Annotated in this window: 10 protein-coding genes and 1 CRISPR repeat array; of the genes, 3 read left to right on the top strand and 7 right to left on the bottom strand. The window is 49.5% G+C overall.

All coding sequences use genetic code 11. From position 1 onward, the window contains the following. Nucleotides 1-7: 7 nt before the first annotated feature. Nucleotides 8-2,149 (top strand): PTS sugar transporter subunit IIC/EAL domain-containing protein, encoded by a 2,142-nt coding sequence (locus BN6471_RS05865; protein ID WP_147553991.1) that lies wholly within the window; start codon nt 8-10, stop codon nt 2,147-2,149. A 388-nt stretch (nt 2,150-2,537) separates the two neighbouring features. Further along, nucleotides 2,538-5,515: a CRISPR direct-repeat array (repeat unit 33 nt; unit sequence ATTTCAATCCACGCTCCCCGCGAAGGGAGCGAC). Nucleotides 5,516-5,669: 154 nt separating this feature from the next. On the opposite strand, the gene cas2 is transcribed toward BN6471_RS05865, so the two are convergent. Genes cas2 through BN6471_RS05830 form a run of 7 tightly spaced genes read right to left on the bottom strand, consistent with a single transcriptional unit; the run spans nt 5,670 to nt 13,568 of the window. After that, a complete protein-coding gene (cas2, locus tag BN6471_RS05860) occupies nt 5,670-5,960 on the bottom strand; it encodes a CRISPR-associated endonuclease Cas2 (RefSeq protein WP_066646411.1) in 291 nt (96 codons plus the stop codon). 12 nt (nt 5,961-5,972) lie between these two features. Then, nucleotides 5,973-7,001 (bottom strand): type I-C CRISPR-associated endonuclease Cas1c, encoded by a 1,029-nt coding sequence (cas1c, locus tag BN6471_RS05855; RefSeq protein ID WP_066646409.1) that lies wholly within the window; start codon nt 6,999-7,001, stop codon nt 5,973-5,975. Next, a complete protein-coding gene (cas4, locus tag BN6471_RS05850; protein WP_066646408.1) occupies nt 6,998-7,657 on the bottom strand; it encodes a CRISPR-associated protein Cas4 in 660 nt (219 codons plus the stop codon). The genes cas1c and cas4 overlap by 4 nt, the downstream gene beginning before the upstream one ends. After that, on the bottom strand, nt 7,654-8,487 hold the full coding sequence (cas7c, locus tag BN6471_RS05845) for a type I-C CRISPR-associated protein Cas7/Csd2 (protein ID WP_066646407.1): 834 nt from the start codon (nt 8,485-8,487) through the stop codon (nt 7,654-7,656). The genes cas4 and cas7c overlap by 4 nt, the downstream gene beginning before the upstream one ends. Next, nucleotides 8,468-10,441, bottom strand: a complete 1,974-nt coding sequence (cas8c, locus tag BN6471_RS05840; protein WP_066646406.1) for a type I-C CRISPR-associated protein Cas8c/Csd1 — start codon at nt 10,439-10,441, stop codon at nt 8,468-8,470. Before cas8c ends, cas7c begins: the two co-directional genes overlap by 20 nt. Further along, complete coding sequence (cas5c, locus tag BN6471_RS05835) at nt 10,441-11,208, bottom strand: type I-C CRISPR-associated protein Cas5c (protein ID WP_204213232.1); 768 nt, start codon at nt 11,206-11,208, stop codon at nt 10,441-10,443. The genes cas8c and cas5c overlap by 1 nt, the downstream gene beginning before the upstream one ends. A gap of 14 nt (nt 11,209-11,222) precedes the next feature. After that, on the bottom strand, nt 11,223-13,568 hold the full coding sequence (locus BN6471_RS05830; RefSeq protein ID WP_066646405.1) for a CRISPR-associated helicase/endonuclease Cas3: 2,346 nt from the start codon (nt 13,566-13,568) through the stop codon (nt 11,223-11,225). A gap of 272 nt (nt 13,569-13,840) precedes the next feature. Between BN6471_RS05830 and ku the strand changes: the two genes are divergently transcribed. Both ku and BN6471_RS05820 read left to right on the top strand, forming a co-directional pair. Further along, nucleotides 13,841-14,611: a non-homologous end joining protein Ku gene (gene ku / locus BN6471_RS05825; protein ID WP_066646403.1), complete on the top strand. Its 771-nt coding sequence runs from the start codon at nt 13,841-13,843 to the stop codon at nt 14,609-14,611. Further along, entirely contained in the window at nt 14,611-15,555 is a 945-nt protein-coding gene (locus BN6471_RS05820; protein WP_066646401.1) for an ATP-dependent DNA ligase, read from the top strand. Before ku ends, BN6471_RS05820 begins: the two co-directional genes overlap by 1 nt. The last annotated feature ends 21 nt before the right edge of the window (nt 15,556-15,576 follow it).

Below are 15,576 nucleotides of genomic sequence, written 5' to 3'. Positions count from 1 at the left end.
CGCCGCATTGTTTCATACGATTACAAAATTTTTTCGTGGATTGCTGGATACAATCGAAAACAGCAAGATATCCCGCGCAATCCGCAAAGGCCTGATTACCGCGATACCGATCCTCATGATCGGCTCGATCGCGCTTATTTTATTGAGCCTGCCTTTGGACGCCTACCAGGACTTTCTTACCTCGCCTGCCGGCGCGGTCCTGTACCAGATATTGAGCCTTGTCCATAGTGCGGCGTTTGATTTCCTGGCGATCGTCTTCCTGATCACGATCAGCTATAGCTATGCGCAGCTGTGCAGCAATAAAATGTCGATGCGGATCGGCGTTCCCGTAATCGCCCTGTGCTGTTTCATGATCATGTCCGGCGCGGGCACGGAAAGCTTTTCCATGTCGAACTTCGGCGTGAATGGCCTTTTTATTGCGATCCTCACAGCAATCTTCTCCAGTGTGCTTTTTATCAAACTGGCTTCCGTGCCCAAACTGACCCCGCAAATCTATGCGGATGGGACAGACCATGATTTCAATGCCGCATTTTCGATGATATTGCCCGGGACGTTCGTGCTGCTGATCTTTGCCTCCTTCAATTATGTGCTGGTCAATATTTTAGGCGTGGGAAACCTGTCCGATTTTCTGGCGGATACGATGATAACCCTTTTCATGGGTCTTGGCAAAGGATTGCTTTCAGGAATACTTTTCGTCTTTTTCCTGGGAACCTTCTGGTTCTTCGGGATCCATGGCGGCAACGTCATGGACAGCGTTTCGCAGCAGTATTTTGCGGGCAATGTGGATATCAATATCGCAAACATTTCCGCCGGCTTGCCGCCCACGGAAATATTGAGCAAAACATTTTTCGATGTATTTGTGTTTATGGGCGGCTGCGGAACCGTTCTCTGCCTCGTGCTAGCGATCTTTCTGTTTTCCCGCAGGCGAAGTGTCAAAAACATTGCAAAAATGGGTATCGGCCCGACCATATTCAATATCAATGAATTTGTGATTTTTGGGTTGCCGGTTGTGTTGAATCCGGTATTTTTCATTCCTTTTGTAGCAACGCCTATCGTAATCACGGCGATCTCTTATTTCGCCGTTTCCTTAGGGTTTGTCCCTTATGTAACGCAAACAGTGGAATGGACGACCCCGGCGATTTTCAGCGGCTATGTAGCGACGGGTTCTATTGCCGGAAGCCTGCTGCAGGTCGTAAATATCGTAGTTGGCGTATTGATCTATCGTCCGTTCATCAGGCTGTACGAAAAAAAGCAGGTTGTCAACATGAAAAAAGATATTCTGGAATTGACGGATATCTTGGCCTGTGCACAGCGGGAAAACAAGCCGCCACTGCTTTTAAGCCGCAACGACCGCCTCGGTTCTGTGGCGAAGATGTTGGTGACCGATCTTCGCCATGCCATCAAAAAGCACAAGCTGATGCTTTATTACCAGCCACAGGTAAGGAGCAATGGCGAATGCTTTGGCGCGGAAGCATTGCTGCGCTGGGAACACGAGATCGCAGGTTTCGTTGCTCCGCCCCTCATTATTGAGCTTGCCCGCGAAGCGGACTTCCTCGGCGAGCTGGAACAGGAGATTTTGGAGATGGCCTGTGCAGGACTTCGCGGCTTCGATGAGAAACTGGGGACAGATTTTGAACTTTCGTTCAACGTTACCCCGGATATGTTGAAAGCTAAAAATTTCTTTGCGCTATTGCAGGATAATGTGCAGAAAAACCAGATCAATCCGCGTAACCTGTGGGTCGAAGTGACCGAGCAAGTGGTGCTTTCCAACACGCCTGAGCTGGCACAAACCATCGAACTTCTGCGCCAGGCGGGTTATAAGCTCTCGCTTGACGATTTTGGCATGGGGCATACATCCTTGCTCTATTTGCAGAATAACCAATTTGACCAGGTCAAGCTCGACGGGTCGATCGTGCGGGATATGCTGCAAAACGAACGCTCATGCGATATCATTTCCTCCATTGTCAGCCTGGGAAAATCGCTTCACTTTTCCGTACTGGCGGAATATGTCGAGGCGCCGGAGCAGCGTGATAAACTATTGGAACTTGGTTGCAACGAATTCCAGGGATACCTGTTTAGCAGGCCGCTTCCGCAGGACGAACTGGTCAAGCTGGTCAAACAGTGGCGGGAACGGCTGCGAAAAGCCTGATTTGTTTCTATGCAAGTTCTGTTTGCACGCTCGACGACCTCGCTGCGCTTGTACAGGTATGTCGATCCACGCTCCCGCGAAGGGAGCGACCAAGGCGGGCAGCGGCAAGGGCATGTTTGTCAAATTTCAATCCACGCCCCCGTGAAGGGAGCGATCTGTTGCGGGAAATACGTTCCGTATCGAGGACGGCATTTCAATCCACGCTCCCCGCGAAGGGAGCGACCGTATAGTTCGCGCATGTTATCGATCTCCAGATATTTCAATCCACGCTCCCGCGAAGGGAGCGACCATCTGGTATACCCAAAACATAATTAGGAGGGAGATTTCAATCCACGCTCCCGCGAAGGGAGCGACCGGAGTATTTTGAGAGGTACCATTCCCCGCCGGTATTTCAATCCACGCTCCCCGCGAAGGGAGCGACGCCTGACGCTAAAATTGATCCTGAAGAAATTACATTTCAATCCACGCTCCCCGCGAAGGGAGCGACGGCTTGAGAAAAAGATTTTTACAATGGAGCAGGCATTTCAATCCACGCTCCCCGCGAAGGGAGCGACCCATCCAACCGTTCTTCTTTCTCGGCAATGGAAGCATTTCAATCCACGCTCCCCGCGAAGGGAGCGACGCTATGGTCAGGTTATCTTGACGATCGACTTGTCATTTCAATCCACGCTCCCCGCGAAGGGAGCGACCTACAATCGGGTACCAGTTCTTCGGCGGCGCAATGATTTCAATCCACGCTCCCCGCGAAGGGAGCGACTGTTCAAAACCAGTCCCTTTCCCTTGCCTTTACTATTTCAATCCACGCTCCCCGCGAAGGGAGCGACGTTTGGTTGCCATAGGCTCGACCTTTTCCATATTATTTCAATCCACGCTCCCCGCGAAGGGAGCGACGTTTTATATTGTCGAACGGCGTCTATGAGGGTATATTTCAATCCACGCTCCCCGCGAAGGGAGCGACTTGCATATTTGACCTTTGCAGTAAGCAACGTGCATTTCAATCCACGCTCCCCGCGAAGGGAGCGACCTGCAAAAATATGCTGCCCAAACAAATCGTCTTTGAAATTTCAATCCACGCTCCCCGCGAAGGGAGCGACCCTTTTCAACAGCGTATGCTTTCCACCCTGCATTATTTCAATCCACGCTCCCCGCGAAGGGAGCGACTGGGTTACTGGTCCATATTCCTGATAGCATATATATTTCAATCCACGCTCCCCGCGAAGGGAGCGACCTGCAAGCATCCCAACATCCATGCCGGATTCCGTATTTCAATCCACGCTCCCCGCGAAGGGAGCGACTAGCTTTCCACTGGTTATCTTGTCATTTAAGACCATTTCAATCCACGCTCCCCGCGAAGGGAGCGACTTGGGGCAGGCATGATCACTACAATTCAAAAACTATTTCAATCCACGCTCCCCGCGAAGGGAGCGACCCAACTTGCAGATGACATGGAATCCGGGGGAAGTATTTCAATCCACGCTCCCCGCGAAGGGAGCGACGATATTCCTTTTATCAAAGCGGCGATCACGGGAATTTCAATCCACGCTCCCCGCGAAGGGAGCGACTGTTGTCGTCCAGCTGTTTTGTATCTTATTTTGCATTTCAATCCACGCTCCCCGCGAAGGGAGCGACGTGATAAATGTGGACGAACGGCTGGACTGCATTATTTCAATCCACGCTCCCCGCGAAGGGAGCGACAAAAGATTTCGGATTGTCTAAAGGGAGTGACAGAATTTCAATCCACGCTCCCCGCGAAGGGAGCGACCTATTTAACGGGCGCAGTTCGTGGCGCATGGATATTTCAATCCACGCTCCCCGCGAAGGGAGCGACTAACATTTTTTAGTGTAGTGTTATGTTATAATATATTTCAATCCACGCTCCCCGCGAAGGGAGCGACATTAAACAATTGAAAGAGAAGGCAAAGGCAGTATATTTCAATCCACGCTCCCCGCGAAGGGAGCGACTATCCTGTAGAGATGGCGCTAAGGCCATCGGCGCAATTTCAATCCACGCTCCCCGCGAAGGGAGCGACCAGCCTTGCCCCCGCCTTTCGCGGCACATTGGTATTTCAATCCACGCTCCCCGCGAAGGGAGCGACGATCGCGGTGCGGGTGATAGGAGGCAAATCATGAGATTTCAATCCACGCTCCCCGCGAAGGGAGCGACCGTTGTATATGGCTTTCTTGTGTGAATGCAAAAATTTCAATCCACGCTCCCCGCGAAGGGAGCGACGATCCGTCCCCGCATCTTCAAGGTATGTGTGCAGCATTTCAATCCACGCTCCCCGCGAAGGGAGCGACTGGGGCAGGGGACTTGATTATGCCGGCGGCAGCGTATTTCAATCCACGCTCCCCGCGAAGGGAGCGACCAGTTGCCACACGCATATTTCCGCTCGCATATTATTTCAATCCACGCTCCCCGCGAAGGGAGCGACTATTGTCCTTGCAAGCTCTCGAGAGCCGCATCGTATTTCAATCCACGCTCCCCGCGAAGGGAGCGACGACAGGCTTTCCGTTTATCCGAACCTTTTTTGTTATTTCAATCCACGCTCCCCGCGAAGGGAGCGACAGACGCTTGAAAGAATTGCAGGAGCAGGCTGATATTTCAATCCACGCTCCCCGCGAAGGGAGCGACGCTTACAAGGGCTGGATTCCGCGACAGGGGCGTATTTCAATCCACGCTCCCCGCGAAGGGAGCGACATGCGACGAAGATTACGAAAAAGGCGACATAATCATTTCAATCCACGCTCCCCGCGAAGGGAGCGACTTAGTAGTATGATGGTACTGTGGAAAATTACGAATTTCAATCCACGCTCCCCGCGAAGGGAGCGACCATTGAATGAAATAAAAGAGCAGCAGTGTAGCACAATTTCAATCCACGCTCCCCGCGAAGGGAGCGACCTGCGCAGCAGACCATCCGAAACACAAAGACGGATTTCAATCCACGCTCCCCGCGAAGGGAGCGACTCTCCCGTTTGTTGTACTGCACAAAATACCGTGTATTTCAATCCACGCTCCCCGCGAAGGGAGCGACCGCCCCGTTGCATCCAGCCCCGCCGTGTATCCGCAGTATTTCAATCCACGCTCCCCGCGAAGGGAGCGACAGAGCCGCCCCAGAATAACTTCCGCTTATCCAAATTTCAATCCACGCTCCCCGCGAAGGGAGCGACCTTTTGATTTGCGCGTGTTTGTGCTTTCATAATATTTCAATCCACGCTCCCCGCGAAGGGAGCGACGCAGGAGCGTCATAGAAAGATCGCTGTCGATGGATTTCAATCCACGCTCCCCGCGAAGGGAGCGACGGCGCGCTCAAGCTGTACCGCCCCATCTACGGCATTTCAATCCACGCTCCCCGCGAAGGGAGCGACCGCAAGATATGCTTAACGAAAATTATCCAATAAGTCCATCTTGTGTTCGACAAATTACCAATTGCTTGATAATGTCCATTTTGCAGTTTGAAAAAGCATATTTACGGTGCGAACCTTCTAAATAGTTTATGGTCGCTTTGGGTTCGCACCGAACCTATATGATTAAATCTCCTTCCAAATCAATGCTGGGTTTCGCGCCGATATGGATAATTTTTTCTGAATAATGATTACCCAGATTATAAAACCGCAGGCTGTCCGTCTCGGTATTGATGATGCCCTTTAACTCGTTTTGCAATTTGAGGAATTGACTCCAATCGAGGGCGCACTCAAAAACAGACCTCTGGACACGCTGTCCATAAGACAAGCACTTTTTAGCAACGCGGGCAAGCCTCCGTCTTCCGGCAGCAGTATTTGTCGAAACATCATATGTTAATAAAACAAGCATTTGTCGTTTCCTTTACTTCCACAAAAATGGCGGATAGCCGTCTAAGTCCCCTCTTATGGTTCGCGCCAGCAATAACGCCTGACAATATGGAACCAATCCCCATTCAATTCTCTCTTTCAAAAACGGATGTGCGATTTCTTCCTTTTTCCGGCTTTGCCAAGACGACAGGAATCGTTTGCGTGCGGGGGCAGATAAATAAACCGCGCCCGAACCTTGAAACTCAAAATCCGCTTCACTTATTTCGCCTCTGTTGATGAGCGACAAAACAAACCTGTCTGCATAGTGCGGGCGCAGCTCTTCCATCAGGTCCAGGGCAAGAGAGCTCCTCCCCGGCCTGTCCGCATGCAAAAATCCCACATAGCTGTCCAGGCCCACCACTTCAAGCGCATGTCTGCATTCGCTGGCCAACAGCGTATAAGCAAAGGACAACATTGCATTCACTGCATCGGTAGGCGGGCGGCGGTTTCGATTCTTTAATACAAAAAACTCTTTGTTTTGCAGGATCAATTCATCGAGCGCCAAAAAGTAACGATGCGCCGCATTTCCTTCGAGCGCGCGAAGGTTTTCTTCTGTACCGGTCTTCAAAACCTGTTTGAGCTGGCTGCTGATAAATTCACTTTGTTTTTTTAACAATCCCGTATCGATCCTCAAAGAATAATCCCTTATACCGCGCTCCATCACCCATTTCTGGTTATGAAGTTTCCCAAAAATAAAGCTTTTCGCATACTCCACCGCGCGATGATCGTCAGCGATACGGTACTGTTCTCTGCGCAAAAGCACATTGCCGTTGGATTCTCCATAAAATGTTCCCAAATACTTTCCATACTCGTTCAAAAAACTGACTGTTATTTTTCGCTTTGCGCATTCTCCCAGAAGCTGCGGTGTCGCCCCAAAATAATTAAAGAGGACAATTTGTTCTAAATTCAGCAACGGTACGCGAAGCGCAACTTCACCTTCAGTATGGACACAAACGTTATCCGCATCCAAATTCACTCTTGCGTCTGGTTGGACGACAAAAAGAACATTGAGCAGCTTCCTCATTCAATATGTGCCTCCATGTATTTCTTTGCGGAGATACTGGGTTTTTTGCCTAAGCCCGGCAGGCAAACCTCTTTGATACTGCAACTTTGGCAATGCTTTTGCTTTACCGGCCCGGGCGTATGTTTTCGTGAAAACAACTCGTGCATCCCTTTTACGGTTTCGGCTACTTTCCCCCGCAATTCCGGTGTGAATATAACAGCTTCCCTTTTGCGGGGTTCGCCGTAAAACAAAGCGCCTGCTTCAATTTTTGTGCATAGCATTTCTTCAAGGCAAAGAGCCTGGGCACAAAGCTGCAGCCTGTCGCAGTCGTCCAATTTAGCCTGGCCGCGTTTATATTCAACAGGATATGGCAGCCACACACCCGGATATTCCTTCAAGGATATCCCCGTTTCTGATTTGTGAAATTCTACAACATCACACTCGCCTGAAATTCCAAGCTCTGCGGAGCAAACTTTCAACGCACGAAAAATCACGAGATCCCCGCGCTTCTCAACGTCCTTTCCCTCGTGTGCCCTTGCATGCATAATCCTGCCGCCGGCAGTTAGGTAGTTTTCGTTCCATTGCCCTTCAATATGGATCAACGCCCACTGCCGGGGGCAAAAAGCGAAATGTTGTATGCCGGAAAGCGGCAAGTAGTCTTCTTCCCTGTAAATCATCCTTCTATGATTTCCGGCGTTAAACCTTCAAGGCCATCAATGGTAACCTTGCCGTCGCTATCCACTTTCACGCTGTTGTGGACTTTGGCGGATGAATACTGTCCGGATTTATTGTCGTGCACGAACCACACTACTTCAAGCACCTGCATTGATCCGCTGGGACGCGCCGAGGATTCGTCGCCTTCAAACAAAGAAACAAGCGCGTTTTTGATAGCGAGGGCGTCTTCCTCGGAAAAGCCGGTCTTTTGGGCAAGCTGGGGGCTGATACTGCCGTACGTAACGTATACGGCTTTGCTTACGCGATGCTTCATGCCCATTGTGTCGGATGATTTTTTCCCATCCAGTGTTGTTTCGCTGTTCACAGATTTAGTGATTTGGATAGATTCTACAACAACCGGTTCCGTGCTAAAAGCAGATTGTATACTCACCGGCCCCCTTACGCCAAGGGAAACCTCAGCAGTATCCTTCCCTTTTTTGAATGCAAAAACCTGGCCGAAAGAGCGAACGTCCATCCATTTTTCACATGCCTTCTGCGCCACAGTATCTTTGGCTTTCTGGTCTTCTTTGCTTAAGGTGCGAAGGAAAGAGTTAAAGCGGTCCGAAAGGGATTTTTCACCGTCGGTATTGCTCTCATCCATTTGAACAAAAATCTCGTTTCCCAAATTTTGCAATTGGTTGCGGATTTTTCGCTTCAAGCAGACATCCGAAACCTCGCCCAGGCCGTCGCTGTTTGTACGGGGCCTGTTCCCACCGAGCGGATCGCCGTTCGGATTAGCGTTTTTCACCGTGAATATAAGCGCAAAGTCGATTTTATTCTGTAATACTGCCATCGTCATTTTCCTCCGAATTTTTTAATTTATTATTTTTTGATAATGCACGGTATTGTGCGGAATAGCCAAGCAGGTACAACGGGGACAGCGCCTCGTTATTATCCGTGTATTCTTCCAATTTTTCGTCGATCTCTGTAATGAGCGGCAAGAAAAAGTTTTTGTAAAGCGAGTATCTCTGGTTGATGTAGGGCTGCAATTGTTGGCTTAACGTAAGCTTCGTTGTGAGCGGTTTTACAGCATAGCTGCTCATAAGCCTGATCGCGTTGGTAGCACGTTCGCCTTGCTTGCCCTTAGAGCGCAAAGCGTCCTCTTCGATCTTATCTGCCACGGCAAGCCATCTGCCGTATAAATAGCTGCGGTCTTTTTGAAGCTCATCCAGTTCCAATGGTAATCCCTCCTTGTCATGTTGTTTGTAGTATTTTCGTATTAATGCACAGGTGATATTGAGTGCGCGCGTCCACTCATTATCGCTGTTCTCCCATTTTGCATCCGTAAATGACATCGGGTGTGATGTCCTGTTCGCCGCCATTTTGACCATGCTTCCAGGTAAAGCAAAGTTACCGAACATACACTCCAAAAGCTGTTTGCGGACTTTCTTTTTCAGGTTGTTATATCCAGCGTCGTTTCCGCCCCGCGGTTTCCCATACACAGCGAAAAGAATATCGTCATAAGACGGCGCGCCTATATAACGGATGATCGTACTTTTGTCTTTTCCGTTTTCGCCCTTCTCTTTTTTCCATGCGGTAAGAAAATAGGAAGTGTCGCTATGCCAGTTGACAATATTCTCAAGATAGGTGTGTTCGGGCATTTCCTGATAAAACAACAGGCCCATCCTGCCCGTTGTCGCAGCGTCAAATACCGCAATGCAAATCCTGCGCGCATGCTTCTTTAGCTCGCCTGCCTTTCCATATCCCTGCAAAGCATTTTTGAGCTTTTGGGAATATTCCGCATAAACCGTTGCGCTTGCGTCCGACAAAGCGTCGGCATCCGTTTCGATGTTCTCCATATTCCTGAAGAGGTTGAACGTATTGTCCTGCGCCTTTTCCCTTACTTCAGTATCGCTGTCGACCGCCCAGGTCACAATGACCTGCGAATCGACCATATAGCCGTAATTGGCGATCAGCCAGCGGAGCATTTGGTGCATCTTCTGCGACTGTACATAGTCAACGATCACCGCGTCATCCTGCGCCGCAAACCGTCCGCGAAAAGTGAAGCCGCTCGTATCGTTACAGGAAAGGAGCTTCGCGTTGCCTGTCATCGCGTTGATGTTCTTCGGATGCTGGGACGCCACAGCATCGACAGGGCATCCGCTCAGGTAATCGAACAGGGAACCTCCAGCGGCTGTTTTGCTGCGGACATGGTCTATCCATGCCTCCCGAATCTCCTTGTCTTCCCAAACATTGGAAACCCTCTCGCCCGTTTGTACGGCAAAGCGGACGCCGATCTTCCTGATTTTATCATAGTCAACGGACGACGCGTCCGGGTTTTCAGCCGCGGATCGATATTCACTGTCTTTAAAAATATCATTTTTCATTAAATCAGGAATAATCGTCCCTCCCGCAACATATGCATAGATTGCGTCGAGCACGGCATGGCCGCCTTTCCATTGGGCAAGCTGTGCAAGGTAGTTTTTGCTGCCTTTATCCTTGATTCCTCCCACATAGTCCAATTGGTCGCATAGCGGATGCGGCTGTGGATTCGCTTTGTCATTTGAGCGGCCCGAAGATTCCTCCGTACAGGGGATAATGATCGTAGTCTCCTTGCTGTCGCGGCTTGCGCGGACAAAGCCCCCATCGCAATCGAGATAAACGCAAATTTCCGACTTGAACGTCGTATGAAAAATCGGCAGCAGCGTTTTCTTTTCATTGACGCTGCCATCGGCGTCGGTTACAGGGATCCCAATTGCGTCCTTGCACTTGTCATACGTTTCCAGCAGGTTTTGAAACAATCCCACTAATCGTCACTCCCCTCTTCATCAACAGGCGCCATGTTCTCTCCGAAGATAAATTGTTTCACCTGCTGATTTTCAAATACAGTACGGCGCTTCAACGAGCTGTCGTCCGGCGGTGGAAAAACAATGATCCCGTCCTGCATCACGCAGTTCCAAAAGCGGATATCAAAATTCCGGGCGGGCGTTCCGTCCGCGTTCCTGGTTTTGTTTTCATCCGGATAATCGATCCCATGAAACATAAAACCAAAACTCAATTCGTTGTAATCGTCATAAAAGCCATCGCCGCTCCCAAACTCACATGGTTCAACGTATCCCTGGCATTCCCTCGTCCCAAGAAAAATATCACGCCGGCCGCCTTTTTCAATGCTGCGTTTGGCGATGTTATGGTGCTTGTTTTCATTGCGGTCATTTTGCAGTTCCGGGCGGTTCTCGTTCCATTCAAAATGCGCGAGCACTTGATACCGCACGTCTTTCAGATAGGTATAGTATGCTAAATCATTGCCCCCGCTCATTTTAATCGGGCGTATCCCCTTGCCCTCGGTCTGGATTTTGTTTACGATCCTGACGGCGTCGATCACCCAAATCAAAGTAGGCTTCCAGTAGATCGATTCCACAATCCCTTTGATCGCCTGATACGTCGGTACCTGGTAGGAGAATTTTTCGCCGCCGACACGGGTCACCGGGTCTGAGAACAACGCGTATTTTGCATACGCCTCAAACTCGATTGAATTCCTTTTTTTTACGATCTTGCTTATCACATCGTCCTTCATTCGCTTCCTCCTCGCTAAACAATAAGATTGTCCTGAACGATCTCTAGTACCAGCCCTGTATCTTGTGAATAATAATTTTCGTCGAGAAGCAGCATACCCGTTTCCTCATCCAATGGCGACAGTGCCCGTCTTTCCGAAAGCTTTTTCAGCTCATACTCATACAGGGGAACGCTGAATCTCTGCAGCTTCCTGAGGATTTGTACTTTCTCTTTCGTAAAAATATTGGGTGGCTGGCTTTTGTATTCGGCAATCCACCTTTTCGCCTCTTTATACATAGCGACGGCCGACGTTGTGTTTTTATCGATCACGTTGAAGTTTGCGTCTGCGGTATGGAAAGCCTGCGATATAAAATGAGGAAAGTTCTTGCCGGTTTTATTACAATAATTCCGCACTCCGGATTTGTTGCCTGACAGCATGGCATAGATACTTCCATTTTGGTTGGCCGGGTAATCCATCTGTGCGTCTTTGCCGGCAAAATATTGGCGATAAAATTCGCACATCACCGTTTCATCCAGCAAATCAACGTCCGATCCCCTGTGTTGGATTATGCGGAGCGTCGTTTCCTTGCCCGACCTGATATCAGGCAGCCTGTCAAGATTTTCGCCTTTCAACGGAAATATGTAAACCTTTTTGGGTTCAGCGCTTTCGCCGTTTCGGTTACACCTGCCTGCGGCCTGTGCAATCGAGTCCAGCCCTGCCATACTGCGGATCACGCATGCAAACGAAATATCGACGCCCGCTTCAATTAACTGGGTAGAAATACAAATCACTTTTTCGCCGTTATCAAGGCGCTCTCTCATTTTTTGAATGACTGCCATACGGTGCGAAGCACACATGGAAGTGCTCAGGTGCAAAACTTCAAAATCAATATTTCGGCTTTTTATTGTGTGAAACAATTCAAGCGCAGATTTCCTGGTGTTCACAATGACAAGGCAGTTCCCATTTTCATTTGCTTTGTCCATAATAAAATCCGCCGCGGAACAAACATCGCGCTCGGCTGCGGCCGCAATGTTCACACGTTTCATATGGCTGAATTCATTGGCGCAATCAATAAGCCTTGGGTGCTCTGCAAGCAGGAGGTTGCTGCGCTGGGTAGATTCTAAGGCGGGCTGCGTCGCAGAACAAAGGAGAACCGTAGCGTTTAATATCTTGGATAAAAACGAGACGACTTCATTGAAACAGTGGATGGCCTTTATCGGCATGGATTGTATTTCATCAAAGATAATGACCGCGTCCGCCATAGAAGCGAATTTACGCAGCTTGCCGCTTTTGGCAGACATCACAGATTCCAGGAATTGTACCATGGTGGTGATGACGATGGGGCTGTCCCACCGCGCCGCCATCCGCTTTTGCGTTTCGGAAGCCTTTTCATCCTCCGGCTCCGGGGTGTTCGAGTGATGCTCAAAAACAATGTCGCTGTCCTCATCCAAATCCAAAATACCACGTATGGATTTTGCCGTCTGTTCAATAATGGACAGGTAGGGAATCACATAAATAATCCGTTTCTTGTTTCGCTTTTTGCAATGGTGCAGCGCGAAGCGCAAAGAAGACAGTGTTTTCCCGCCCCCGGTCGGTACCAGAAGCTGGTAAATCCCGGTTTCATGGTCTGCGGCGGCTTTGCATTTACCGGATACGGATTTCCTGATTTTTGCGATATCCGTATCGCTTGAAAACAAGGCGATATTTTTTTCAAACGTTTGGGTTAACGTATTCCAATCCGTCGCGGAACAAAGGAATTTTTCATTTACATCAAATAAATATGCGTCAAACCTGTCTGCATCGACCAAACAGGAATAAAGATACTTCACAGCCAATCCAAGGGCAAAAGTGGCAGAACTTCCATTCTGATAGGTGTGTTGGATTTCAACCAGCAAGGCGCAGGTCTCGCGAACCGCTTCTTCAAACAGGCTCTGCAGCTTTTCCTTTTCCACATCCGTTATTTTGTTTTTGACCGTATCATAGGAATACTTAGCGTCGTCAGTGTTCAGCAGCTTGTCGAAATAATCGGTTGCCCCGTCCGGCGCAATACCGTCCGCAAGATGATTATGATGTGAGGTAATGCAAAAACCGATCATTTCCTTGAGCAGCAAAGCCTCTGGCGCACCGTGGTCTTGAAAGATTTCATTTGCAAAAAAAGCGCCTTGCCACGCGTGGATAACGCTTCCGCGTTCTCCGCCGTCTCTGATATAGCGCTGAAACGCGTCGGAAAGTTTGCCCAAATCATGAAGATACGCGATAAGCCTGGACATATTGGGGTAGTGCGAATTTGCTGTGGAAATAGCAGCTACATTTTTTGCGTGCTCAAGCAGGCTTTGTGTTTCGTCCCGGGTATTTTTCCTTGCGAGCTCCTTACCATACACCGCTCAACCGCCTGCCTTTACCTTCGCGCAGGGTTTGCGCTACAAATTGCCAGAGATCGTAACGTTTTAAGTGCCGACAATCGTTGGATATCCTATGCTATCGGAACAAAAACTCATACATAGGATTTATTTCATTATAGTGCAATTTACAAAATATTACAAGGACTTGACCTTCCATTTATTATGCCTCGAGTGGGCCCTGACAGGAAAGGGCCTTTTAGCCAAAGTAAAAATGTTTATATATAGTGCACAATGTTAAAGGAGGGAATATTATGCCCAGGACACAGAGCGCGATTTCGTTTGGGTTGGTACACATACCCGTAGGATTGTATACCGCCACGCAGGATAATGATATCCGTTTCAACCAACTGGTAAAAGACAGCCACGAAAGGGTTCGGTATAAAAAGACATGCCCTTCCTGCAAAAAGGAGCTTACCAACGACGATATCGTAAAAGGGTACCAGTACGAAAAAGATAAGTATGTGGTCGTCACAGACGACGATTTTGAAAAGATAAAGACGGAAAAAGACCGGTCAATACAGATCATGCTCTTTACCGGTCTTGACGGAATAGACCCCATCTATTATGAAAAATCGTATTATGTGTTGCCGGAAAAGGGCGGAGAGAAAGCGTTCGAGCTTCTCCGGCAGGCGATGTACGATGAAAAGAAGGTGGCGATCGGCAAGGTCGTACTGGGCAGCAAGGAAACACTGGTGGTGCTGATCCCCCAAAAGGAGGGCATCCTGATGGAGACTTTGTATTATTATGACGAAGTGAAAGAGTTCCCCCGCGAACTGCCCCACTCCAAACTGAATAAGAAAGAACTGGATATGGCGAAGCAGCTGATCGATGAAATGGGCGGCGCGTTCCGGCCGGAGCAGTATAGTGATGAGTACCAGAACCGGCTGCGGGACCTGATCGAGAAGAAAATCGAAGGACAGGAAATCGTGGCGCCCAAACAGGAAGAACAGGGCAATATCATCGACCTGATGGACGCATTGAAAGCGAGCCTTGGTAAAAACAAAAAAGCGGCGGGTAAATAATGGACGCGTTTGACGATAAAAGCCTGCGGCCGATGCTGGTTGGGAAAACTGCCGATCCGTTTGACGACGACGAATACCTGTTTGAGCTGAAGCTGGACGGCGTACGCTGTCTCGCGTATTTAGACGGGAAAGGCACGATGCTCCTGAACCGGCGGGGCGGTAAACTGCTTCCTAAGATGCCCGAGCTTGCGGGCCTGCACAAGCAGGCCAACCAAAAATGCATCCTTGACGGCGAGCTGATTTCCGCAGCGGGCGGCGGTTTGGATTTTGAAGAAATCAAGCAACGGGCATTGATGTCCAATAAAGCGCGGATAGACAGGATGTCGCGGAAAATCCCCGCTACATTTGTCGCATTCGATATCCTTTACGCAGGCGGCAGGCTGGTGACCGAAGAGAGTCTTTCCGACCGGAAAAAGCTGCTTGAGGCTACCGTTGTGGAAAACGAGCGTATCTCGGTCTCACGGTATATCGAGGGGCGGGGAATCGAGCTTTTTGAATTGGTGAAGCAGCGGGGCCTGGAGGGTATGATAGCGAAAAAGAACAACAGCAGGTATTACCAGGGCAGGCGCACGGCGGACTGGATGAAAATTAAAAACCTGCGCGACGACGATTTTGTGGTGTGCGGGTATGTGCAAAATTCAGCCCACATCATCAGCGCCATACTGGGGCAGTACGACGAAAACGGAAGGCTGCTGTATATGGGGCACGCCTCGCTCAGCGATTCACGGGAGGACTTTGCAATGATCAAAAAGCAGAAGATGGCGGGCAAGCCGCCTTTTAGCAACGAATTGCCCTCTGGAAACGAAAAAGCCGTTTGGATCAAACTTCGGCTGGTGTGTACGGTGGAGTTTTTGAACCGGACGGCAGGCGGCATGATACGGCAGCCTATATTCAAAGGACTGAGGATGGATAAAACCCCAAGGGAAGCAATATATAAAGTGTAAAATGAGGAAAGCGAGTGTCGG

This window comes from Christensenella timonensis (assembly GCF_900087015.1).
GTDB lineage: Bacteria > Bacillota > Clostridia > Christensenellales > Christensenellaceae > Christensenella > Christensenella timonensis.
This window is presented reverse-complemented; position numbering and strand designations above follow the sequence as displayed.